32 protein-coding genes are annotated in these 21,981 nt (G+C 69.2%); 30 read left to right on the forward strand and 2 right to left on the reverse strand.

What is annotated here, in order from left to right; translation table 11 throughout:
• Positions 1 to 226: 226 nt before the first annotated feature.
• The 7 genes from PCS43_RS32175 (at position 227) to PCS43_RS32205 (ending at position 6,974) form a co-directional block, all read left to right on the forward strand.
• Complete coding sequence (locus tag PCS43_RS32175; RefSeq protein ID WP_161121753.1) at positions 227 to 2,374, forward strand: FtsK/SpoIIIE domain-containing protein; 2,148 nt, start codon at positions 227 to 229, stop codon at positions 2,372 to 2,374.
• Positions 2,371 to 2,556: a hypothetical protein gene (locus PCS43_RS32180; RefSeq protein WP_161121752.1), complete on the forward strand. Its 186-nt coding sequence runs from the start codon at positions 2,371 to 2,373 to the stop codon at positions 2,554 to 2,556. The genes PCS43_RS32175 and PCS43_RS32180 overlap by 4 nt, the downstream gene beginning before the upstream one ends.
• Before the next feature lie 45 nt (positions 2,557 to 2,601).
• Positions 2,602 to 2,949 (forward strand): hypothetical protein, encoded by a 348-nt coding sequence (locus tag PCS43_RS32185; protein ID WP_161121751.1) that lies wholly within the window; start codon positions 2,602 to 2,604, stop codon positions 2,947 to 2,949.
• 2 nt (positions 2,950 to 2,951) lie between these two features.
• The gene (locus PCS43_RS32190; RefSeq protein ID WP_161121750.1) at positions 2,952 to 4,391 is read left to right on the forward strand and encodes a ParA family protein; all 1,440 of its coding nucleotides are present in this window, start codon (positions 2,952 to 2,954) and stop codon (positions 4,389 to 4,391) included.
• 106 nt (positions 4,392 to 4,497) lie between these two features.
• Positions 4,498 to 5,733, forward strand: coding sequence for an insoluble domain protein (locus PCS43_RS32195; RefSeq protein ID WP_161121749.1), 1,236 nt, complete (start codon positions 4,498 to 4,500; stop codon positions 5,731 to 5,733).
• A 20-nt stretch (positions 5,734 to 5,753) separates the two neighbouring features.
• On the forward strand, positions 5,754 to 6,425 hold the full coding sequence (locus tag PCS43_RS32200; protein ID WP_161121748.1) for a hypothetical protein: 672 nt from the start codon (positions 5,754 to 5,756) through the stop codon (positions 6,423 to 6,425).
• A gap of 24 nt (positions 6,426 to 6,449) precedes the next feature.
• Positions 6,450 to 6,974, forward strand: a complete 525-nt coding sequence (locus tag PCS43_RS32205) for a hypothetical protein (protein ID WP_161121747.1) — start codon at positions 6,450 to 6,452, stop codon at positions 6,972 to 6,974.
• A 236-nt stretch (positions 6,975 to 7,210) separates the two neighbouring features.
• Here the strand turns inward: PCS43_RS32205 and PCS43_RS32210 are convergent, their stop codons facing one another.
• On the reverse strand, positions 7,211 to 7,468 hold the full coding sequence (locus PCS43_RS32210) for a helix-turn-helix transcriptional regulator (protein WP_161121746.1): 258 nt from the start codon (positions 7,466 to 7,468) through the stop codon (positions 7,211 to 7,213).
• Positions 7,469 to 7,637: 169 nt separating this feature from the next.
• On the opposite strand from PCS43_RS32210, the gene PCS43_RS32215 reads away from it, so the two are divergent.
• The 23 genes from PCS43_RS32215 (at position 7,638) to PCS43_RS32325 (ending at position 20,220) form a co-directional block, all read left to right on the forward strand.
• Entirely contained in the window at positions 7,638 to 8,243 is a 606-nt protein-coding gene (locus PCS43_RS32215; RefSeq protein WP_245219889.1) for a hypothetical protein, read from the forward strand.
• Between the two features lie 47 nt (positions 8,244 to 8,290).
• Complete coding sequence (locus PCS43_RS32220) at positions 8,291 to 9,307, forward strand: DUF3560 domain-containing protein (protein WP_161121745.1); 1,017 nt, start codon at positions 8,291 to 8,293, stop codon at positions 9,305 to 9,307.
• A gap of 77 nt (positions 9,308 to 9,384) precedes the next feature.
• Entirely contained in the window at positions 9,385 to 9,888 is a 504-nt protein-coding gene (locus tag PCS43_RS32225; protein ID WP_161121744.1) for a hypothetical protein, read from the forward strand.
• A gap of 47 nt (positions 9,889 to 9,935) precedes the next feature.
• Positions 9,936 to 10,595 carry a 3'-5' exonuclease gene (locus tag PCS43_RS32230; RefSeq protein ID WP_161121743.1) on the forward strand — a complete coding sequence of 220 codons (660 nt, stop codon included), beginning with the start codon at positions 9,936 to 9,938 and terminating at the stop codon, positions 10,593 to 10,595.
• A gap of 269 nt (positions 10,596 to 10,864) precedes the next feature.
• A complete protein-coding gene (locus PCS43_RS32235; protein WP_161121742.1) occupies positions 10,865 to 11,077 on the forward strand; it encodes a hypothetical protein in 213 nt (70 codons plus the stop codon).
• Between the two features lie 47 nt (positions 11,078 to 11,124).
• A complete protein-coding gene (locus tag PCS43_RS32240) occupies positions 11,125 to 11,607 on the forward strand; it encodes a hypothetical protein (RefSeq protein WP_209923024.1) in 483 nt (160 codons plus the stop codon).
• 188 nt (positions 11,608 to 11,795) lie between these two features.
• Positions 11,796 to 12,194, forward strand: coding sequence for a lytic transglycosylase domain-containing protein (locus PCS43_RS32245; protein WP_161121740.1), 399 nt, complete (start codon positions 11,796 to 11,798; stop codon positions 12,192 to 12,194).
• A gap of 188 nt (positions 12,195 to 12,382) precedes the next feature.
• The gene (locus PCS43_RS32250) at positions 12,383 to 12,610 is read left to right on the forward strand and encodes a hypothetical protein (RefSeq protein WP_161121739.1); all 228 of its coding nucleotides are present in this window, start codon (positions 12,383 to 12,385) and stop codon (positions 12,608 to 12,610) included.
• 96 nt (positions 12,611 to 12,706) lie between these two features.
• Entirely contained in the window at positions 12,707 to 13,144 is a 438-nt protein-coding gene (locus PCS43_RS32255) for a helix-turn-helix domain-containing protein (protein WP_161121738.1), read from the forward strand.
• A gap of 169 nt (positions 13,145 to 13,313) precedes the next feature.
• Complete coding sequence (locus tag PCS43_RS32260) at positions 13,314 to 14,126, forward strand: N-formylglutamate amidohydrolase (RefSeq protein WP_161121737.1); 813 nt, start codon at positions 13,314 to 13,316, stop codon at positions 14,124 to 14,126.
• Positions 14,127 to 14,157: 31 nt separating this feature from the next.
• The gene (locus PCS43_RS32265) at positions 14,158 to 15,243 is read left to right on the forward strand and encodes a hypothetical protein (RefSeq protein ID WP_245362073.1); all 1,086 of its coding nucleotides are present in this window, start codon (positions 14,158 to 14,160) and stop codon (positions 15,241 to 15,243) included.
• A gap of 279 nt (positions 15,244 to 15,522) precedes the next feature.
• A complete protein-coding gene (locus tag PCS43_RS32270) occupies positions 15,523 to 15,840 on the forward strand; it encodes a hypothetical protein (protein ID WP_161121736.1) in 318 nt (105 codons plus the stop codon).
• A gap of 74 nt (positions 15,841 to 15,914) precedes the next feature.
• Entirely contained in the window at positions 15,915 to 16,235 is a 321-nt protein-coding gene (locus PCS43_RS32275) for a hypothetical protein (protein WP_161121735.1), read from the forward strand.
• A 31-nt stretch (positions 16,236 to 16,266) separates the two neighbouring features.
• Complete coding sequence (locus PCS43_RS32280; RefSeq protein ID WP_202427396.1) at positions 16,267 to 16,608, forward strand: hypothetical protein; 342 nt, start codon at positions 16,267 to 16,269, stop codon at positions 16,606 to 16,608.
• A gap of 1 nt (position 16,609) precedes the next feature.
• Positions 16,610 to 16,816, forward strand: a complete 207-nt coding sequence (locus tag PCS43_RS32285; protein ID WP_161121734.1) for a hypothetical protein — start codon at positions 16,610 to 16,612, stop codon at positions 16,814 to 16,816.
• Between the two features lie 269 nt (positions 16,817 to 17,085).
• Positions 17,086 to 17,232: a hypothetical protein gene (locus PCS43_RS32290; protein ID WP_161121733.1), complete on the forward strand. Its 147-nt coding sequence runs from the start codon at positions 17,086 to 17,088 to the stop codon at positions 17,230 to 17,232.
• A 76-nt stretch (positions 17,233 to 17,308) separates the two neighbouring features.
• On the forward strand, positions 17,309 to 17,626 hold the full coding sequence (locus tag PCS43_RS32295; protein ID WP_161121732.1) for a hypothetical protein: 318 nt from the start codon (positions 17,309 to 17,311) through the stop codon (positions 17,624 to 17,626).
• 126 nt (positions 17,627 to 17,752) lie between these two features.
• Positions 17,753 to 17,983 (forward strand): hypothetical protein, encoded by a 231-nt coding sequence (locus tag PCS43_RS32300; protein WP_161121731.1) that lies wholly within the window; start codon positions 17,753 to 17,755, stop codon positions 17,981 to 17,983.
• Positions 17,984 to 18,283: 300 nt separating this feature from the next.
• Positions 18,284 to 18,697, forward strand: a complete 414-nt coding sequence (locus tag PCS43_RS32305; RefSeq protein WP_161121730.1) for a DUF3846 domain-containing protein — start codon at positions 18,284 to 18,286, stop codon at positions 18,695 to 18,697.
• The gene (locus tag PCS43_RS32310; RefSeq protein ID WP_161121729.1) at positions 18,697 to 18,915 is read left to right on the forward strand and encodes a hypothetical protein; all 219 of its coding nucleotides are present in this window, start codon (positions 18,697 to 18,699) and stop codon (positions 18,913 to 18,915) included. Before PCS43_RS32305 ends, PCS43_RS32310 begins: the two co-directional genes overlap by 1 nt.
• Before the next feature lie 114 nt (positions 18,916 to 19,029).
• On the forward strand, positions 19,030 to 19,245 hold the full coding sequence (locus tag PCS43_RS32315) for a hypothetical protein (protein WP_161121728.1): 216 nt from the start codon (positions 19,030 to 19,032) through the stop codon (positions 19,243 to 19,245).
• 71 nt (positions 19,246 to 19,316) lie between these two features.
• Positions 19,317 to 19,559 carry a hypothetical protein gene (locus PCS43_RS32320; protein WP_161121727.1) on the forward strand — a complete coding sequence of 81 codons (243 nt, stop codon included), beginning with the start codon at positions 19,317 to 19,319 and terminating at the stop codon, positions 19,557 to 19,559.
• Positions 19,560 to 19,767: 208 nt separating this feature from the next.
• Positions 19,768 to 20,220 (forward strand): hypothetical protein, encoded by a 453-nt coding sequence (locus PCS43_RS32325; RefSeq protein WP_161121726.1) that lies wholly within the window; start codon positions 19,768 to 19,770, stop codon positions 20,218 to 20,220.
• Positions 20,221 to 21,773: 1,553 nt separating this feature from the next.
• Here the strand turns inward: PCS43_RS32325 and PCS43_RS32330 are convergent.
• The coding region (locus PCS43_RS32330; protein WP_270923210.1) for a hypothetical protein at positions 21,774 to 21,981 on the reverse strand (208 nt) is incomplete at its 5' end.

Genomic DNA, 21,981 nt, shown 5'->3' on the forward strand with positions numbered 1-21,981 from the left:
CGTCAGGCGCGTCGAATAGCGGGCAACACCGCGGCGGTGACGCGCGCCGCGACATCGGTCACTCGACCTCGGAGTCGATGCGCGGCAAGCGCGTTGGGTGACGCGGAAACGACCGTCGGGGAGGGGGGGACCCCGTTGCGGAAAATCGCGGTTCCTTGCCACTGTGCAAAAGACGCCTCGTCAGATGGCGTCCGAGAAGCTTCGGCACGAGCGAAAGGCACAGGCGGTGAGCGGAAATCAGGACCCCCTGAAGGACTGGATCGTCGCAACGTGGCGTGACATGTTCGGCGAGTCCGGCAACGCTCGCGGACAGCAGCTCGGCGAGAACGGTCGGCCGACCAGCATCCGCCGCTTCACTGCGCTCTCGCCGATCGTGATCGCTGCCGCTGCCGCCGCGGTGTTCGCCCCGCGCCTGATGCCGATCGCTGCCGCCAACGCACAGGCCACCGAGGTCCTGACCACGCTGCACGGCTACCGCGTGGCGCTGATCGCCGCCGCCGCCCTCCTCGTCGCGGTCGACGTGCTGCGTCACCGCTCGCACCGGTGGTCGACGATGCTCGAGTCGGTGGTCCGGCAGAGCATCGGAAACCTGCCGAAGAAGGTGACGGTGCCGTTCCCGTCCGGGTGGCGGGTACTGCGCCGCGCCACCATCAAGCTGGCTCGGGGCACGGTCGTTCGCCCCAAGCAGTTCGAGGAGCTGTCACGCGCCATCGAAGCCATCGCCGGGAGCAGTTCCACCAACGAGGTCACCGTCCGTCACGAGGCGCACCGGGACCGGATCGTCATCCGACGGAAGACGATCGAGCCGGACGAGCGCAGCGATCGACACAAGGCGCTGCAATCGACCCTGGATGCGGCGTCGATCTTCTCCGACCCGAAGGTGACGGTTTCCGCACACGACGCGGACGGAGTCGAGACCGGCTACCGGATCTCGTTCGAGCGGTCGATGAACGCCGGAGCCCGCGGCTTCCAGGCCAAGGTCGAAGAAGCACTGATCGCCAATGCCGGCGAGCACGAGTCCGGCCGGAACTGGACCACCGACTGGTACCCCGACAAGGGCTACCTGACCATGCGCCTGGTCGCCCCGATGCCCTCGCGCATCGACCACCCGCTGGAGCTGGTCGACGACAACCTGCGGCACCTGCCGTACGCGACCGGCGAAGCCGAGCGGACCTTCATCTGGGACATCTCCACCAAGTCCAACAAGCCGCACTGCCTGATCGTCGGCCCGACCGGCGGCGGCAAGACCTCGGTCATCCGCACCCTGCTCACCGAGGCCGCGCGCCGCGGCATCCCGTTCGTCGGTGTCGATCCGAAGATGATCGAACTCGACGGCTTGGAGGGCTACCCCGGGTGCGGCGCGATCATCTACGACCCGATCCGCGCAGCGATGTTCGTGCGCGCTCTGCACTCGGAGATGATGGCGCGCAACACCTACATCCACGACATGAAGATCGAGGGCTCGCAACTGCCCTTGATGATCGCGGTCCTCGACGAGTTCTTCATCCTGTCCGGCAAGTGGCAGCGACTGATGAAGACCGGCGACGACGAGACCCGCGCAATGCTCAAGGAACTCGACCCGCTCAGCGCGTGGGCCGACCTCGCCGTCCTCGCCCGATCGGCCGGCATCCGCCTGCTGCTCGGCGTCCAGCGCCCGGACGCGTCGCTGTTCGGTGGCGCGAGCGGTAATGCCCGCGACAACTTCGGCACCCGCATCTCGCTCGGCAACCTCTCGCAGGACGGCGCGCTGATGATGTGGGGAGACTCCACCGTCGGCCGCGAGGTCGACACCTCGGTGCCCGGCCGCGGCATCGCGATCGGCGAAGACGGCAGCCCCGCCGACGCGCAGATGTGGTGGACCCCGAACGTCGACCGCCACCCCAACAAGTGGAACCAGCTCTCCGCCAGTGAGAAGGCGATCATCGACGGCCTCGCGCCCCTGGAGACGCCCGGATTCACCTGCTACTCGACCGAGCTGGCCGAGTTCATCGAGACCGAGCGCGCACTGGCCAAGCGGGCACGCGAGTACGGCCGCGCCGCGGAGCCGATCGTCATCGGCACCGGCGACGACGCCACCACCTCGACCTCCCCGGCCACCGCGCCGTCGGACGCCGCGCAGACGACCGAGGACGACTTCGCCGACGTCATCCCCGCATCCGCGGTAGAGGCCGGCCAGACCGTCCTCGTCGACGACGACGAAGGCGAACTCGTCCCGGTCACCGTCGCCGCGGTCGACGTCACCCGCGACAGCAAGGGCGAGATCACCTCGACCGTCCTGACCGTCGGCACCGGCCGCGTGAAGACCCGCATCACCTTCGACGCCACCGGCGTCGTCGTCCTCCCCGAAGCCGACCTCGTAGGAGCGCCCGCATGACCATGACCCACCGCCGTCCCGCTGCAAGTTTCGCAGCGGAGACCGAGGCCAAGATCTCCGAACTGTTGGCGTCGATGCCTGCCGCCGAGCGCGACTCGCTGAACGCCAACTTCAACTCGCGGATCCGCACCGGCGATCTTTCGCCGGCAGTGACGGAGCCGCCGACGTTCTTCTCCGGATAACCACCGCAGAAACCCCGAGCAGTACCCACCACCGAAAGGAACACCATGAGCCGCCGCATCTCCCAGTCGATCACCCCCACCACCGAGGACGTCGCCGCGCTGCGCGGACCGTTCGTCTCCAAGGGCGCCAACGATCCCGTCATCAAGGCGCTGCGGGAATACCTCAAGGACACGTCCCCGGAGTGGGTGGCCAAGCTCAGCGAGAACCAGGAGCTGACCAGTGACCGCCTCGCCGAGATCAGCGACGCCGCCGCCAAGCGCCGCGCCGTGATCGAGGCGCTGCCTGAAGTCGCCGCCCGCGCGACTGCGTTGGCCGAGCTGGAACAGGCCGAGGCCGTCGTCGACGAGATGAACACGGCACTGGCCGGCGCCAGCGCCTTCGGGGTCAACTGACGATGACCCCGCCGACCGTCGATGTCGAGATCACCTCCAAGACCACCGCCCGCGCGACCTTGGAGGACGCCAACGTGCCTCCGATGGAGCTGGAGGCGACCGAACACAAGGCCATTGGCGCGGTCGTGCACGAGTTCGTGCACAGCATCGCCAAGGGACAGGAGTCCGCTGTCGAGGTCGTCTACCGGACTGGAAAGGACACCAAGTACCTGACCGTCGGACCCGACGGCAGCGCCCGGGAGTGCGCACCGAGCACGCCCTTCCCGGTCGTCACGATGGCCGAGCCCGAACCGGCGGCGGCGGAGCCTGTCTCCGCGCCGCCGGCCGGGCCGGTGATGGTGTCGGCGGAGTCGATGGACTACGCCGACACCACCCCGGCCGCACAGCCTGTTGCGCGGCCGGTCCCTCCCACGCCCGCACAGGCCGCCCCGCAGCGGGTCGCCGCTCCCACGCCTTCCCCGGTGGGGCAGCGGCCCGCAGAAGCGATCACAGGGCCGATCACGGGCCCGGTGGTGCTCTCGCAGTTGTCCGCACCGCGCGCGAACCCGGTGTCGAGCGACCCGGCTCGGCTCGGGGTTCGCGGGCGGATCAACGCGATGCTGGGACTGAAGCTCGCCCCGAAGTCCGACTCCCTCGAGGTGCGGCTGCGCGGCTCGCAACAGGCGATCGCGCGGCAGCTGCCCGAGGGCGCGGTGATCACGATCGCGAACGTCAAGGGCGGCGTGGGCAAGACCCCGATGTCGATCAGCCTTGCCGAGACGATGGCCGAGTACCGCGGCCCCGCTACCGTCACGTGCCTCGATCTCGGTGAGGTCGGCGGCAGCTTCGCAGACCGGGTCGCCGTACCGCCGCAGCCGGGGCAGGACATCGTCAGCCTGCTGGCCGGAATCGACCCGGCCTCTGGCGAGATTCGCGCCTCCCAGCTCGCCCGGTACTTGGCCCGGCAGCCGTCCGGCTCCGACGTCGCAGCCGGGCTCGCCGGTGCGATCGCGCCGCTGAGCTACACCGAGGCGGCCACGGTCGGCGCCGTCCTCGGCCGCCACCGCGACGTTCTGGTCGCCGACACCGGCAACTCCAGCCTCTCCGAGAGCTGGCGGTGGGCGATCACCGCCGCGCACGCGGTCATCGTGCCGGTCCCGCTGCGCTTCGACGCGGCCGCCGCCGCGGAGCGAACCCTCAACACCTACGCCGCCGTGCGCCCGGACGTGCTCTCTCGCACGATCGTGGTCATCACCGACGGTCCTGGGGATGCGCCGATGGTCGAGACGGACACCGTCGACGCGTTCGCCGCGCTCGGTGTTCCGGTGTGCCGGATGCCGTTCGAGCCGCTGTTCGCCTCCGGCGAGCGCATCGCACTCACCGGGCTGCGCCGCGAAACCCGGGACGCGCTGACGGTGCTCGCAGCCACCGTCGTCGACCGGATGGCGGTCGCCGTGAGCTGATGCGCTGGCCGGCCACCCGGCCTCACCGATCGACCTCCGATCCCTCCCATAACCCCGAGATCCGGGCCTCGCACCGAGGCCGATCCACGATGAAAGGCGATGCTCGATGAGCAACGACATCAACAACCGCGCCGCTCGCCGCAGCTCCAGCGGCCGGCACCGCAAGGTCCAGAACCAGGCCACCGTCGCGCTCGTCGCGGCCGCCGCCGTCGCCGCCGGCCTCGCCCTCGCCCCGTCGGCCGGTGCCGCACCGACCCAGGGCGGCACCACCGGCGCAGGTACTCAGGGCGGCACGGTCGGCGCCGGTGCTCAGGGCGGCACCACCACCGCACCCGCCCCGGCGCCCGCGTCCGTGCCCGAGGCCCCGGCGCAGGCCGCGACCTGGGTGGAGACCCCGCAGGCGTACGCGCCGGAGAACGTGCAGTGGCGGGCGATGCCGAACTACGACTACGAGACCGAGACGTACGTGGCCCCGGAGTACACCTACGTCGCCCCGGTCCAGATCGAGACGCTGCACCTGCCCGTCGCGGTCACCCCGACCGCGCCGATCATCGCTCCGCGCAACAAGGTCCGGTTCGGTGACGCAATGTTCGAGCAGGCGAACTGGATGTCCGACGTCGACGCCGAGCGCACCAACAACACGTCCGCGATCCTCGAGGCCCAGGCCACCGACTTCTGGCGCTCGGTCGGTGTCGAAACCACCCGCGCCGAGCGCCTGGCCGCCTCGCAGGTCGCGGGCGGTGTCACCGGCGCCGTGGCCGGCGCGACCGCGGTCGGTGTCCCCGCCGCCGTGGTCGGCGGGCTGATCGGCGGCACCGTTGGCGGCGTCCAGGGCGCCGCGCTCGGCACCATCATTCCGACCCCGATCCCCGGTCTGCCGGTCGTGACCAGCGGTGTCGCCGGCACCGCGGGCGGCGCGGCGATCGGTGCGGCCGTCGCCGGTGTCCCGGCTGCTGCGGTCGGTGGCCTGGCCGGTGGCGCTGCCGGTGTCGCCGCCGCGACGAACTTCGGTGCCGGTGACCTCACCGAGCCCGAGGAGGTCGCGGTCGAGGACGTCGAGCACGACGCGATCGTCGATCAGACGGCCGCGACGCTGACCGAGTGGGAGAACTCCGGCCCGGTCGGTGCGGCCGCCGCCGACACGGTGCAGAACGTCGTCGAGTCCGCGCCGGTCGTCGACCAGCAGGTTCGCGACTTCGTCGCTGCCCAGCCTGGCGGCCAGGAGGTCATCGAGCAGGTCGACACCTCGCTGAACGACTTCTTCGCCAACGCCACCGCCGGCCTGGCCGGAAACCTCATCTCCACCGCGGTCGGCGACGGAATCGCCCAGCACGGCAACTGACCTGGAAAGGGGACCTCACCATGAAGAAGCCGAACCTCGGACGTCCGGCGAAGCGCCACCCCGCCGTGATCGACCTTCTCGGTGGGGCACCCACCACCAGCTCGTCGGGCGCAGCCAACGCGGCTGCGCCCGGCGTCCCGGCCACGCGTGGCCGGCGCACACCCACCAAGCTCGCCATCGCCGGTGGGATCGGCGTCGTCGCTGTCGCGGTCATCGGCACCACCGTGTGGTCGACCTCTGGCGGCGAGCAGCCCGCAGACACCGCGACCGCCACCACCGCCGTGCCGGACGAGGACACCCTGCCGATCCTCGACTTGCCCGACCCCGCCCCCACGACGACCACCGCCGCCTCATCCGAGGTCGACGACACCTGCCGCGCCGACCGCGGCGACCAGGACAGTGGCGCGGGAGTCATCGCCGCGTTCAACCACGCCTACTACGCGCAGCGCAACGCCGCCGCCGCCCGCGCGCTGGCCACATCGAACTCCACCATCGTTCCGGCGGACCAGCTCCAGCCGTTCATCGACGCCGTCCCGCCGGGCACCAACTACTGCGTGGCCATCACCCCGCTGTCGGAGGCCGCGTACAGCGTCGACCTGACCGAGCTGCGCCCGGAGGGTGCGCAGCGCATTCCCCAGACCATCACCACGAAGAAGGTCGACGGCCGCTGGTTCATCGACGTCGTCAGCTAGCCGGACCCGAGAGGACACATCGAGATGACCACCCCACGCACCGCCCTTGCCCGGACCGCCGCCGTGGCCGCAGCTTTCGCCGCGGCCGCGGCTTTGGCCGGTTGCGGCAGCGACGATGCCCGCGACGCCGCATCGGTCACCACCTCGACCAGCGGAGCGATTGTCACCGCCACCAGCACCGACCTCGGCAGCATCGTCATCGGTTGGGGAGATGCCCACTCCGACAGCGAGATCACCACCCCCAAGCCGGAGGACGTCACCGCCCGGTGCACCGGGCGGGGCGACGACCTCGCCGTCGACATCACCGCCCCGCACGGCTGGACGATCAACGCCGCCCACGGATCCCAGACCCTGACGATCGAGAACGCCGACCAGGGCCTGTCCGCTGCGGACGTCGACACCACCAACCAGTTCCTCGACACCCTCACTGCCGTCGACTGGTCCCAGGCCGACCAGCTCGACATCGCCGCGACCGCCGACGCACCGACCGAGTGGCCACGAACCCACAGCGGCCGCATCCAGCTCTCGATCCACGTCGACTGTCGATGACCAGCGGAAACGACACGTCCCAGCTGTGATCAACCTCCACGCCGTCGTCGTCCCCGTTGTCTTCGGTGCGAGTGTCGTCCTCGTCGCGATGGCTGCGGCCCACGCTGTCATCCGGATCGCGCTCACCCGCCAGTGAACGTGCAGCGCCCCCACTCCGACGATGGAGTGGGGGCGCTGCGCTGTGCGTGAAATGTCTTGTGAGCTGGGAAGATGACACGTCCCGCCGGATGGGTGAGCTATTCGGCGCCGGTGGGCTTCGCGGGTCGGCGGGGCTTGCGTAGGTCGGTGCGTGCTCCGCGGCCTGGCCGGTTCTCGGCCCACTCGACGATCTCGCTGCGCTTCCAGAGCGGAGTGGCGCCGATCTTCTCCACGGGCTTCGGTGCCTGGCCGCGGGTGACGTAGCCGGCGAAGGTCATCGGTTTGATCTCTTTGCCCGTGAGTTCTTTGACCAGGTCCACGACCTGCTGGGTCGTGAGTCTGTTCGGGTTGGCCATGTGGTGCGCACCTGTCCTCGGTTGTGGCGCTGCCGGGAGGAGTGGCCAGGCGCTCGATTCCTCGGACTTTACACAGGGCGTTTGCATTGTCAGAAGCATGACCTTCGGGTCCTTTCCTACGTTGGGCTTGCAACATTACAATATCGTATTGTAAAGTAGTTCTCGGAAGTTGCACCATACGAGGGGAAACGAAATGTCATTGATCGCCATCGCTGCACTCGTCGCTCTGACCGCGCTGATCATCTGGACCGTCGGATCCCTGCTCGGTCGCCTCGGTGGCGCTCTGCTCGTGATCACCGCCCTGATCTCGATCGTCCTCGACGGTCCGACCGGGACGCGTCTCGCGCTGATCGCCCTCGGCTCCCTCGCATGGCTGGTCGGCCACTTTCTCGCCGCCTACAAGCAGCAGGTCTGGCGCTCGCGCCTGGCCGGGGCCATCGTTGCCCACACCCCGCTGCGGTATGTCGACCCCATCAGCGGCCACGAGGCCCGCGACGCCCGCCACCAGGACCGCTCGCGCACCGCGAAGGCTGCCAATCAGGACCCGGACAAGGCCCCCGCCCCGGTCGACCACTTCGCCGAGTGGGAACGCGAAATGGCCACCACCCCGGCACCTTCCCACCGCCCGGCGCCCAAGCGCCCCGCCGCCCGCCCGGCCGGTCCCTCGCGCGGCGCCGTCTACGGCAAGCGCGCCGCGAAGGCCGCCACCAACCTCGCCGTTCGCAAGGTCCCAGGGGCCCGCGCCGCTCGCTCGGCATGGCGGTTCATCCGCTGACCTGACCGGCCCCGACCTTCCACACCTGACGAAAAGGACCACCACCTGTGTCTGCACTGACCATCACCCACACCCACGCCGAAGGCACCCTCATCGACGGCACCGCACGCGGCGACGGATCCGCCGAAATCCTCAAGCTCCACCGTTGGCGCTGGTCCCGGGGCCTGGGCTCGTGGTACATCCCGCACTCGCGTGACCAGCGCGCCAAGCGTGCCCAGATCAACTCCACCGCCGCCGCGCTGCGCGCCGCCGACTTCGTCGTCGAGCTCGACATCGACGACACCTACCGGACCACCGCCGACGTCGAGGCCGACAAGATCGCCCGCCAGGAGAACCGGGTCGACGCCCTCGACTCGAAGGCCGACCGCAAGGCCGCCGCCGCCGAGTCCGCCTGGGCCGCCGACAAGGCCGCCACCGACGCACTGCCCGAGGGCGGCGAGCCGATCAAGGTCGGCCACCACAGCGAGAGCCGCCACCGTAAGGCGGTCGAGAAGTCCTGGAACACCCTCGGAAAGGCCGTGCACGCCGAACGCGACGCCGCCACCGCACGCGGCCGCGCCGACGCCGCGAAGACCACCGACGCGCGCTACGCCCCGCAGACCGTGACCCGACGGATCGCGAAACTGACCGCGGACCTGCGCCGCTACGAGCGGACCCGCGACGGCTACACCCGCACCCTGCACACGGACTCCCAGACCGGGGAGAAGTTCGTCGAGTCCCACGCCTCGGCCACCGGCGCGCACCGCGATCAGGTGCTCGAGGAGATCGAGCACACCGCCGACCAGCTCGCCTACTGGCAGGGCGTGCACGAACAGCAGCTCGCCGACGGCAAGGCCACCGCCTACAGCCGCGACGTGGTCACCAAGGGCGACCACGTCTACTACGTCGGCCAGTGGAACGAGGTCGTGCGGGTCAACGCCAAGTCGGTGTCCATCCGCTCGATCGTCGGCGGGGGCTGGACCGACTGCATCGCCTACAGCGAGATCCGTGACCTGCGCACCACGGACCACCGCCAGGTTCGGATCGTCGACGGCGAGCGCGTCACCGACACCCCCGCCGCCTGACCACCCCCACCCCTGGCCGCCCCACCCCGGGGCGGCCAGGGGCCGCCGCAGCCCCGGCCACACCCACAGGAGAAACGATGCCCGCCACCATGACCAACCGGCACGGCGACGAGATTCGCGTCGGCCAGCACTGGATCGACGACACCCGCCGGACCGCGCGCCGCACTCTGCGCGTCGAGCGATTCGAGAGTGCCGGCTCTCTCGGCACCGTCGCGGTCTGCACGGTTATCGCCGTCACCAACCACGCCAACGGCCAGGTCCTGCACCCGAACCGGGTCGTCGAGATCAACGTCGACCGCCTGCACGCCACCGCATCCGGGCGCGGCTACCTGCTCGCCACCGCCGCACTGTCGGTGCGCGTGCCCGACCGCAGCGCCTCGCCCGTCGGCCACGTTCGTATCCGCACCATCGCCATCGACGCCACCTGTCAGAAGTGCGGCGGGCTGCGCGGGAAGCCGCGCAGCCACAGCCGCTATGACGACGGGGAATGGCTCACCCACGATGTCTGGATCAACCCGTGCGGACACCGCGACACCTACGCCGCAGCTCTCGCCGAGGCCGAGCAGCGACAGTCTGCCTAGTGATGTCGGTGCCGTGCGCGACCATGACCAGCACCAAGGAGGTACCCGTGACGACACCGCAGACCGACCCGCGACAGTGGGCACTCGGCATGCTCGCGCCCGGCACGGCGGTGGTGCTCGACTGCGAGACCACCGGATTCGACGGGTCGATCATCGAGATCGCGGTCATCGACGCCGCCACCGGTGCCGTCCTGCTCGACACCCTCGTCGACCCCGGAGACGTCGCGATCGAGCCGGGCGCGCAGGCCGTGCACGGGATCACCGCCGCCGCCCTCGTCGGTGCACCGACCTGGCCGCAGGTGCTGCCCCGCATCGTCGAGGCGGTGGCCGGACGGATCGTGCTCGCCTACAACGCACCGTTCGACCACGGCCGGATCCTCCACGACTGCGCCCGCACCGGCACCGTCGCACCCGTGTTGGCCGACGAAACCCGCTGGCAGTGCGTCATGCAGCAGCGCTCGGCCGCGCTCGGCACCGACCTCAACGTCCCGCTGTCCGGCGGACACCGCGCGCTGGGCGACACCGTCGCCGCGCGTGAGGTGCTGGTCCTGCTCGCCACTGGCCGACCCGACATCGCCGGAGTGGCCGCACTCGACGCGCACCAGCACCGTCAGGCAGACAAGGCCGCCGCCGAGGCCGCTACACCGATCTCCCGATCGCGCTCGAGACCACCGTTCCGGTCGGGAGCCGGTCGCGGTGAATGGTGACGCGCACCGAAACTGCTGCTGACCAGCGCAGATGACACGTCCCGGCGCATAGCCGGCCCCGCGTCCTTCGTGATGCCGGGCAGTGAGACACGTACTCGCTGCCCGGCATTTTTCGTATGCACCTGGGACGGAGAAACGGTGTGTGACCTGCGCAGATGACACGTCCCGTGCGTGAGTTTCCGGCGGGCTGTCAGATTTGGGGTTGCAACAATACAAAAAGACTTTGTCTAGTAATGCCTGTCGAACACCACCGTCGAAGGGGAAACGAAATGTCGAATACCGTTGTTGCCGAACTCGTTACCGTCGCCATCACCGGCGAGCCGATCTGGGGCGAGATCGAAGAAATCCTCAACCGGAGGACCGAGGATGGCGTGCTGTTCGTCGACGTGCGCCTGACCGACGGCACCGTCCACGAGGAGGTCGACGCCGCGGTCGACATCGAGGTCCACGCCCGCCCGGGCGCCGCCCTCGCTGCCGCCTGACCAGCGCTCCGTCGCCCGAAAACGCCCACCCCGCACAGGAGGTCACCATGACTGTCCCCGCCCCCGTACTGCCCACCGGCTACGCCACCGAGATCAACGGGGCCGCCGCGCTCGTCGTCGGCTTCGCCCACGGCTTCCCGCGCACCCCGGCCCCGGGCAGCCTGGTGCAGCCCTTCGTGGGCGCGGACACCTCGGTGATGGCCACCGGCGTCATCGGTGCCCCGCTCTACGCGCTGGTGTCCGTCGAATGGGCCACTGAGGTCAAGACCGTCGACCCCGAGACCGGTGCGCCGACAACCCGGTACGCCTACGGCATGCTCGGCGTCCCGACCGGGACCACCTGGCATCTGCACCCGGCTGTCGAGAGCGCCGTCCTCGGCGGCTACGTCCTCGACCCCGACCGCCGCTACGGCGCCAGCGTTCGCGACGCCGAGATCCCCGCCGAGGCCCGGAGAGCGGTCCAGGCGTGGGGCTTCAGTGGCCCCGACGGCGTGCCTGACCGCGCCCGGGTGCTCGACGTCGCGCTGTGACCACCCCCTGGTGCCGAAGGCCCGGCATCAGTGACGCTGAACCATCCACCACAGGAAAGGACTTCGCATGTTCGCACCCACCGCCCGCCGCGCCGCACTCGTCTGGGGCGCGGCGGCGGCCGGGGTCGCCGCGCTGCTTGCCGCTCCGAGCGCCGTCGCCGCCCCGAACGCCCCCAGCGTGCTCGACCGTGTGCCCGCCGACTTCGCTCCCTGGATCCACGCCGCGCCGCTGGCGTGTGCGGCGCCGCAGATCACCCGGCTTCGTTGCTGCGCAACTGGAGTTCGAGTCCGGCTTCGACGCCCGCGCCGTCGGTCCGGGTGGGCAGCTCGGGCCCGCCCAGCTCCTGCCTCATCAGGTCGCCGAATACGTCCACGACGACAACGGCAACGGCACGGCGTCGCCGTTCGAGATCGGCGACGCCGTTGCGGCCCTCGTGCGCCTGGACTGCCGACTGGTCGACCAGCTCGCCGCTGCCGGGAAGCCGACCGACGTCGAGACCGTCGCGGCGGCCTACGACGCGGGCCCGACCGGCGTCGACCTCCCGGTTGCACGCGAGTACGCCCGCGCGGTCGTGGCCGCGATGTAGTTCCGCTACGGGCGCGAGGGGGGCTTCACCGGCCGGTGGGGCCCCTTTTCGTGCTGGTGTAGCCGAGTCGCCGGCCCCGGCTCGTTGTCGGGAACTCCCAGCTCGCGACCACCGTCGCCGCCATAGCTTGCTAATTGACAAGTGATTGGTTACGCTTGGATTGTCAATTAAACAGAGAGGTGCGAGGATTGCCGCAGAGGTTCAGGGGAATCGACCGGGACACGCAGGTGGTCCTGAAGGCACTGGAGAAAGCCGGATTCGAGATCGGCGCAACCAAGGCTGGCCACCCGATCGTCCGCAAGGACGGACAAGTGATCACAACCTTCTCCAAGACGGCCAGCGACCGTCGAGCCTTCAAGAACGCCCTGGCGCAGATCAAGCGCCAGACCGGGTTCCAGTGGCCACCCCGCCACTGAGATGAGAGAGGGGCCGGGGGTGCAGGTAACACCCCCGGCCCACTCCCATCGAACCAAACCTCGCACCCGAGATGAAAACAGAAAGGACCGAAACCAGTGACCGCACAGCCGTACAACGTCGTCGCCGAACTCGACGCACCGTTCGACGAGGAGAACATCGACCAGCTCCTGGACCCGATCGCCGACCACAGTGGAGCCGTCGGCCGCTCCGAACTCGGCCGCACCGAGGTTGTCTTCACCCTGCCCGCCGACTCCGTCCGCCAGGCCAACACCACCGCGCTGGCGCTGCTCGACACGTACCCGTGGACGCTGCTGTCGATGCGCGTACTGACCGCCGCCGACTTCGACCGCCTCACCGACGCCATCGAGTTGCCGCCCCTCGTATCCGTCACCGAGGCCGCCAACACGCTCGGCGTGAGCCGCCAGGGCGTCCTCAACGCCATCAAGACGGCCAAGCTGCCCGCCACCCGCGTCGGCGACACCTGGGTCCTGCGCGACGCCGCTGTCCAGGCATTCGGGCGCCGCAGTGCGTGACCGGCGTCCGGATCCCGGGTAGCGCCTGATTCCTGCGCCCGCGAGGACAATTCGCGTCCCCTACGGCGGGGGTACACCCAGGTGCGAAGAACTGCCCACCGATGCCACTATCCGTCGCGCATCGCGCCCGAAAGATCGGCCGTGATCACGACAGACAAGAGGGGGAGTAGTGCCCAGCACTGCCGCAGTCACACCGGATGCCACCAGGTCGCCGGTGCTCATTCACGTCCCGCACGCCTCGCGCGTCATTCCGCCCGAGATCCGCGCGGACCTGCTGCTGACCGACGCCGAACTCGAGGCGGAACTCGACGAGGCCACCGACACCGCCACCGACGAGATCGCCGCCGCCGCGTCCCATCACATCGGGAACCACGGGCTCAGGCCCGCAGTCGTCCGCAACACGCTCTCGCGGCTGGTCGTCGACCCCGAGCGGTTCCCCGACGACACCGAACCGGCCAACGCCGTTGGTCGGGGTGCGGTCTACACCCGCACCTGCGGCGGCGCACCGATGCGGGCCGAGCCGTATCCGCGCACCGGGGACCTGCTCGATGCCATATTCCGTCCCTACGCCGATGCCGTTGCGGACGCGGTCGACGACCGGCTGCGTGCGTGCGGCCACGCGGTGATCATCGACCTGCACTCGTACCCGCAGACGCCGTCGAGGTTCGAGGACCCTGCCGCCGCACGGCCGCCGCTGTGCATCGGCACCGACCCGGTCCACACGCCGGACTGGCTGATCGCCGCCACCCGTGGCGCATTCGCGTCCCTCGGCGAGATCGAGGAGAACACGCCCTACGCCGGTTGCTACCTGCCGCTGCGGCATTACGGCCACGACCGCCGCGTCTCCTCGGTCATGATCGAGCTGCGCCGCGACGTGTACCTGACGGATCCCCGCACCCCGGACCCTGCGCGGGTCGACCAGCTCGGCCGCGCGCTGGCCACGCTCATCGGCGCGGTGAGCGAGCACCACGCCAATGTGTAAACCCAAGCCCGGCCCGCGCTGCACCCCGCACATGCGCGAACGACTCGACAAGGTGAGCGCCCGAGTCGAGCAGGCCCGCACCAAGCTCGCCGAGCACCCGGCCCACGCCCGACTCCAACGCCGCCTCGCCGCCGCCGAAGCAGACCTCGCCGAGACCTGGGCGCTCTACGACTCCACTCCGGGCGGCCAGGACGACCTACGCACCGCGATCGAAGCCACCACCGACCCAGACGGCCGCAGCGCGCTCACCGAGCGCCTGGCGGCCGCACAGCGGCTGCGAGCCGAGCAAACCGCAGCCCTGCACGGGGCACGCGCCGACAATGACCACGAGGAAGGAAATCGCCATGACGAACGACGAACCGATGACCCAGGAACGGCGAGAGAAGTTCTGGAAGCAGTACGGGTGGAGCCCGGACCTGCCGGAGACGGAGCGCCGGGAGATCGAGGCCCGCTGGAGCGACCCCGAGATCGAGGAAGCCGAAGCGCTCGGATTCTGATCAACGGCCACCCCGTCGACCCGGTCGCCGAGCACACCCTCCCCGACGCCGATCGCGCGGAGTTCGAGGCCCGCGGGCTGTCCGCGCCCACCCTGCACGAGCTGGCCCCGGAAGATGCTGGCGTCTACCGGGAACAGATGCTCGAACTGACTCGCAAGAACCCATACGCGGCGTCGGTCTACGTCTACGACGAGGACGAGTACCGGCAGATGCGGCTACTCGTCACCGACGACGGCAAGGGCGGCGTTGCCCTCAAGGGCGACGAAATCGTGTCCGCCTTCGCGCACAAGGACTGCGCACACCCGAAGGCTGTGCAGTCGATGCTCCGCCAGGCCACCGCGATCGGCGGCCGCCGACTCGACTGCTTCGACACCGTCCTGCCCAAGCTCTACGCCGACGCCGGATTCGTCCCCGTCGCGCGGCTGAAGTGGAACGACGACTACGCCCCCGACGGCTGGGACTACGACACCTTCCGCACCTACAACGACGGCCGCCCCGACGTGGTGTTCATGGCGTACAACCCGGACCGCGTCGGAGGTAACTACACGCGCGGTGATGGGGAGTACGTCGACGACTACGACGACGGCGTCGAACGAACCCGCGCATACCGGCCGCACTGACCGCCGTGGACGAAATCCGTCCCTCCGGGGCAAGTCCGCCCGAACCCTGAATCCGACAGCGCCCAGGCCCTGCACCCCAACGGGTGCAGGGCCTTTCGCGCTTCTGACCTGCATAGATGACATGTCCCGCCGGGGGTTGGCGAAAGCGCCGGCGCGCCCCTGATGCGAGCTTCGACGCGGAGGTGCGAGTCGTCGCTCGACAAGGACAACCCCACCCCTTGAACATTACAAAGCCATATTGTAAAGTTGTGTCCGTAGGAACGACCGAAAGGGCCACGCATGACCACCATTGAGACCGTCTTCGTCCACCCCGCCGACCAGGCCGAACAGCGCGGAACCCACTACATCGAGGATTCCCTGAGCGTCTACGTGATGCGCGACCTCGACGGCGCCGACAAGTGGGTCCTCGACCCGTCCGTCTTCGGGGAATCGCTCTACACCTCGTACGAGAAGCCGGAGACCGGCAACTGCCAGTGCGGCAAGCCCGAGGAGTGCGAGGCCGCCGCGCTGCGCATGGGGATGGCGTCGACGCCCGATGCCGAGGAGCTGATGCACATGCTCGCCGACCATCTCGGCTACACGCTGACCAAGAACTGACCCGACCACCGGGGGCGGCCCGAACGGGCCGCCCCCGGCCTCCAGTCTCGCTCCGACGAAAGGACTTGCCCCTGATGACCAGCTACACCGCCAAGCTCGCCGCGATCACCACCGTGTCCGCCCTGCTCGCCTACGACGCGCTCGGCGAGGATCTGCCGCGCCCCGAGGTCGACGTGACCGGCCACGCCGAATCGGCCGCCGTGCGCGCTCTGAGCGTCGTTTCCGCCGTCGCCCCGTACGCCGAGGCAGCGGACGACGACGCCGACTTCGAGACGCCGATCTCCGATCTCGTCGCGAACCTGCGACACCTGGCCGCCGCGCTCGGCGTCGACTGGGACGCCGTCAACCGCCACGCCGCAGGCCACTACGCCGAGGAACGCGCCGACCGCCGCTGACCAACCACCCGAACCGACGAAAGGCACCGCCGTGATCCCCGAACTCGAACTCGTCGTCGTTCGCGACCCCGACGGCGGCACCGAGGTGACCGCGTTCCTCGGCGGACAGCCGTACCCGGCCACTGAGTACGTCATCGACGCCGGGCACGGCGCGGACTGGCACGGCTGGAAGGAAACCCGCGACGCGAACCTGGCCGCCGCCAGCCCGGCCGCGCGCGCCGAGCTGCTCGACGCCTACGACGACCCGCCGGGCGGTGAGTACATCGTCGGCCGCGAACGCGAACCGTGGCTCGACGCCGAGGCTGCCGAAAATGGTCCCGGACCTGCACTGATGACACGTCCCGCCGAATCGCCGGCGAATGAGAGGAGCTGACATGACGCAGACCGTCGACGAGGTGAACGCGGCCGCGCACCCGAACGCGAGGGAGGCCCGCGTGATCACCGACCAGATCGCCACCTGTCCGTTCGACGGCGGCCCCGGCGCGAACGTCTACTTCGCGCTTTCCGAGGAGCGGGCCGTGGCCGTCAACGCCTGGATCGACCCCGAGACCGTGACCAGCGGAAACGACACGTCCCGGTGACCGCCCGGGCATGAACCGGAGGGTGGACCGGCCCGCAGCAACCGGGCCGGTCCACCCCGGCATTCTCCCTCACGAGCCGCCTGGCCCCGCCCCCGTGTCGACTACGGGCCTAATGCCCGACCTGCGCAGATGACACGTCCCGCGCGCTCGATGTCTGCCTCGATTCGTGTATGACGTTGCCTCTCTGCGTGTTCGGGTTGACACTTTACAAAAGAACATTGTAAGGTTGTGCCAACACCGACGGAGAACACCAATGAAGGGAGATGGTCATGGCCACCACGATCGACGAGGTTCGCGCCACCTACGAGGCCGCGAAGGCGAACGGCACCGACGAGGAGTTCGTCGCCGCCAAGGCTGCGCTGATCGAGCGCACCACCGGCCGCGCGCTCACCGCGGACGAGATCGCCTACATCTGAGGCGACGAGAAGGCCCCGCCGGAAATCGGCGGGGCCTTCGTTCTGCATTCCCCCTGACCTGCAAGGAGACACCTCGATGAGGACCCTCGACCCGATCGAGTTCGGCCCCGACGACCCCTACCGCGACCCTGCGGCCTACCGCGAGGGCGAGCGGTTCTGGTGGCACCAGACCATCGTCAACGAACTCAAGCGCCTGCGCGACGAGTGCACCAACCCCGACACCGGCCAGGGCTACCACGCCTTCTCCGTCACCGGACTGGCTGGAAACATCAAGGGTGCCAACGCGTACGACACCCTCAACCACTGCCGCCAGATGATCACCTGGGGCGAACTCGTCCAGGCTGAACCGCTCTGGGACTTCGAGCCGGAGCTGTGGGTCGCGCTGCGCGACTGACCGGCCCGGCCGCGCGGCCGCGAACCTCGGGTGTCCGTTGCGCGGCCCGCCCGGCTCGTGGTCGGGTGGCGCACGGGCCGCGCGGCATCCGGCGCGCGAGCACGACACGAAAAGGGGGGATGACCTGTGATTCTGTATCTCTGTATCTCTGTATCTCTGTATCTCTGTATCGGCCTGATCGCCGTGGCCATGTTCGGCGCGCTGGTGTGGTCGCGCGTCAAGACGGCGCAGTGGGGGATCGCGCCGGATCGCCGCTACCAGCCCGACGGATCGGCCGGAGGCGGCTTCCACGGCGGTTCCACGTTCGGCGGCGACTGCGGCGACGGTGGCGGCGGAAGCGACTGCGGCACCGGGTAACTCACGCGGCAACTCACGCGCGGTAGGGCGGGACCTCGAGGGGGATCTTCACCTCGGCGTCCCACCCTTCGTGCATTCACTGCGCGGAAATAGGTCCTGACCTGCGGTGACGACACGTCCCGCGACGAGGCCGGCGAATCGCCGGCCCCAGTACGCGGGCGGGTGGCGACCGCGTCGGGGCTCGCGGGCGTCCCTCTCCGCTTGCACTTTACAAAAGGGTTTTGTAAAGTGGGTCTTGTTGGAAACGGCGGTGACAAGCACCGACGAGATCCCGCCGAAGCGGCGGGGAGAGGGGTTCAGATGACGAACACGGTGACGGCGGTCCGGCTGGGAGTGAACGGGCTTGCCGAGGTGGTGAACCTGCCGACCGTCGAGGGGCAGGGCGTCGGTGAGGCGCTGCGGGAGGCGATCGGCTGCCGTCTCTTCGACCTGGTGCGCCTCGCGCCGGGGCTCGGCATGTGGCTCGACGACGAGGGCATGTGCGTGGCCGACGCGAAGGTCAACCGGACCGCGACCATGATGGCGCGGCACTACGGATTCCGCTCGCAGCCGTATTTCGGCACGGTGGTGTTCACCTCCAGCGACGACGAGGGCGAGACGACAAGCCTCGACGAGGACCAGGTCGCCGCGCTCGTCGCGTCGGCGGACGTCGGCGGCCTGATCAACGTCGACGCCTCCCGCGTCCCGGCTACCGCCGAGTCGGTGGCCGTCTGATGCGAACCATCGAGATCGAGTGGACCGAGGTCTCGCGCCACCGCGTCGCGGTGAACGTGCCCCGCGACTTCGACGCGGAACAGGTCGACCTCGCGAACGACCTGGCAACCCTGACCGACGGTGGGTTCGTCAGCGTCGAGCGTGAGGGCATCGCGGTGCGGCCGCTGAAGGTCTTCGACGCCACCGCCGAGACCTTCACCCCCGACCGGATCGCGTAGCGCGCCACAGACAAGAGAGGGGATCGGCCCGCAGCAACCGGGCCGATCCCCTCTCTCGTCCCCGAAAACGCCCCCCACGGGCCCCACAGCGGCCCAAACCATCACGGAGGACCCATGAGTCGAATCGCCGACATCGCCGCCCAGCTCGACCCGCAGAAGGCGCAGACCGCCTGCGCGAAGATCCTCGCCGCGCTCGGTGGCCACGAGCGGTGGAGCCCGGATCTCCTGGAGCCGATCGCCGACGCGCTGCGACCCGTCCACGCGGGCACCGGCCTTCCCGCCTACAGCGACCGGAACGAGGCCGCGATCGCGTTCTGGGAGCGCCTGTAGCGCCACCGCTCGGCCCGGCATCGCTGCCGGGCCGTGCGGCCCTGCCCACCACATCCCACGGAGGAGAACCCTTGGCAGCAGTGACCGGACTCCTCGCCAACCGACTCGGCGAGATCCTGACCACCGCATTCGAGTGCCACTGCGGCGCGAGCTTCACCGCCCGCAGTCGTGTCGTCCTCGACACCCGAAACCCCGCCCTCAACACCTGCGTCGACCTCGACTTCGAGGGCTTCCGCACCTTCACTCGTGAGCATCGCCCCCACGGCCGCAGCCGTCAGGTGCCCGGAACGCCCGGCGCCATCCATACGCTCTGACCTGCGGTGATAGCACGTCCCTGGGTGCCGGGCGTAGGAGCCGGCCCCGCGTCGGACCGTCGCCGGGGGGTGCAGGATTTGCCACTACACAAAGCCGTATTGTATTGTTAAGAGGTGTTCGGGGGGTGAAACACCGAGTCCCACTCGGGAAATCGCCTAACGCGGAGAACCGCATTCCGAACCATCCCACCCACGTCCAGGAGGACACATGAACACCTACCGCGTCGAAGCCCAGGCCATCGCCGAACTCGACTTCACCGGTGCGAGCTTCACCGTCACCGTCACCGCCCCCGAGGGCTTCGACCAGGCCGCTCGCCGCGCGATCCGCCGCGCGGTCGCTCGCGCCAGCGAGTGGAACGCCGAGAACTCCGAGGACACCCCGCGCGTGACCGACTCGGCCGCCTACCGCGTCCTCGCGATCCACGCCAAGGACGCGGGCACCTACGCGGTCGACGTCCAGGCCGCGACCGTGCAGACGCTCGACGGCGCGCCCTTCGTCGTCCATATCGACGATGCGGAGGGCTTCGGGCAGGCTGCTCGCCGCGCCATCCGCGAGGTGGTCGCTTCCGCCAGCGAGTGGAACGCTGAGAACCCGGATGCGGCCCAGCGTGCCACCAGCGAGGCCGCTTACCGCGTGCTCGGGGTCGGGCTGGTCGTGTAGTCGGCCGGGGGACCGGCCCGCAGCAACCGGGCCGGTCCCGTAGGACGTCGAGCTGGTGCACAGCGGCCCCGACACCGAGATGGTGTCGGGGCCGCTCTGGCGTGCGCCAAGGGCCAGCTTCCGGACGATCCGAAAACGATGCATGGGCGGCTATGCCGTCAATCAGTCCTCTTCAAAGAACGCGCAGATAGTGGAAGCAGGTCCCCCTACTGCCGTCCATGATCGCTCGCGGCCGTCATAGCGGTAGACCGCACCTCGATCCGGCGTTAGCCCAAACACAGTGTCGGCAGTGACGGCGAACTCTGCACCGGGTCCGCCGATCTGCGTCCAAGTGTTGGGTTCCCAGAGAAATCTCCACACGCTGGCGTTGTCCGGGCTTGTGGCGATCAACCCATATCCACCGCCGTACAGGTGGGCAGCAGGTCCGCCGACAGCGGTCCAGGAGCTTCCAACGTCGTCGTACCGGTAGACCGCGCCTCGGTCCGGTGTCAGCCCAAACACAGTGTCGGCAGTGACGACAAACTCCGCACCGGGACCGCCAATCGGATGCCATGCGTGAGTTGCGTAGTTATGTTTCCGTCTCCGCCATCGAACGATGTAGGTGGAGCCCGGCTTATCGGGGTTCGGAGTTATCCGGAACAGGCCATACTCGCCGCCGTAGTAGACCTCGTCGGGCTCCCCGACGTCCCCACCGACTCGGGTCCATTTATGAGGTACACGGTCATATCGGTACATCCGTGACCGATCGGGTGTTTTCGCGCAGATCGTAGAGAACACGGTCGCCTCCTCTGGTGCTGGAACGAAGCAACGTCGATGACCGGGCTATCTACATTGGCCCATCCGCTGGCCCGTTGAGTCAATCGCGACGCCCGTACCTGGCGACCAGATGCCGCGGAAAGGCGTCAGGTCTGTGGTTGTGGTGTGGTGTCGGGGCCGTTGTGCTGTGTGTGGGTGTGTTGGGCGCTGTTGGGGCTCGGGGTTGGGTGTGTGCGGTCATTTGGGGGTGTTTTCGGGGGGTGTGGGCCTGGGGGTGGGTTCGGTGAGGTGTTGGGGTGTGTGTGGTGGGTCCGGGTGTGGTCCGCGGGTCTGGTGTTGGGGTGGTGGTTGCGGTGTGGTGTCGGGTGGTGGGGGTGTTTCTGTGTTGTGACCTGGGGTGATGGCATGTCCTCGCCTCGAGGCCGGCGGGGTGGTGGGTGTGGGGCCGGCGCCGGTGGTGGGGGTGTTCGGTGGCGGTTGGGTGGGGTCGGCGGGTGCTCGGTGCGGATTTTGAATTGTGTTGTGCCGCAACGGATGTTTTGAATGCTGTTGTGGTGTTGGTGGGTTCGGCGTCTTTGCGTGGCTGTTTTGGGCTGTTTTCTCGTGTTTGGTTGTGGGCGTTGTGATTTCGGCTCTGGTGGTGTCGTGTCGCGTTTTGGCGTTGTCGGGGCGGTGGTATATCATTGGTGCATGACATCGGGACGGGTTGAGAGCGACGGGGCGGGCCGGACTGCGGCGCGCGCAGCGCGTCCCCGTCTCTCGTTCGGGTTCGGGGGTGCTGCGGTGGTGGCGCTGAATTATGTTGGTGTGTCGGTTATTTCGGTTTCGAGGGGAGCGCAGCGACCCGCTCGACGGCTGCCTGGGGTGACCCACCGCGAGCCGCGTAGCGGCTCCCTGGCGGGGAGCGCAGCGACCCGCTCCGTCTCCCGGCGCGCAGCGCCGGGAGGAGCGCCGCGGGGGCGCTTTGCCGCCCAGTTCGAGGTGCGCGCGCTTGAGTTGCTGTGC

Source organism: Rhodococcus sp. C-2 (genome assembly GCF_027854095.1).
Lineage (GTDB): Bacteria > Actinomycetota > Actinomycetes > Mycobacteriales > Mycobacteriaceae > Rhodococcus_F > Rhodococcus_F qingshengii.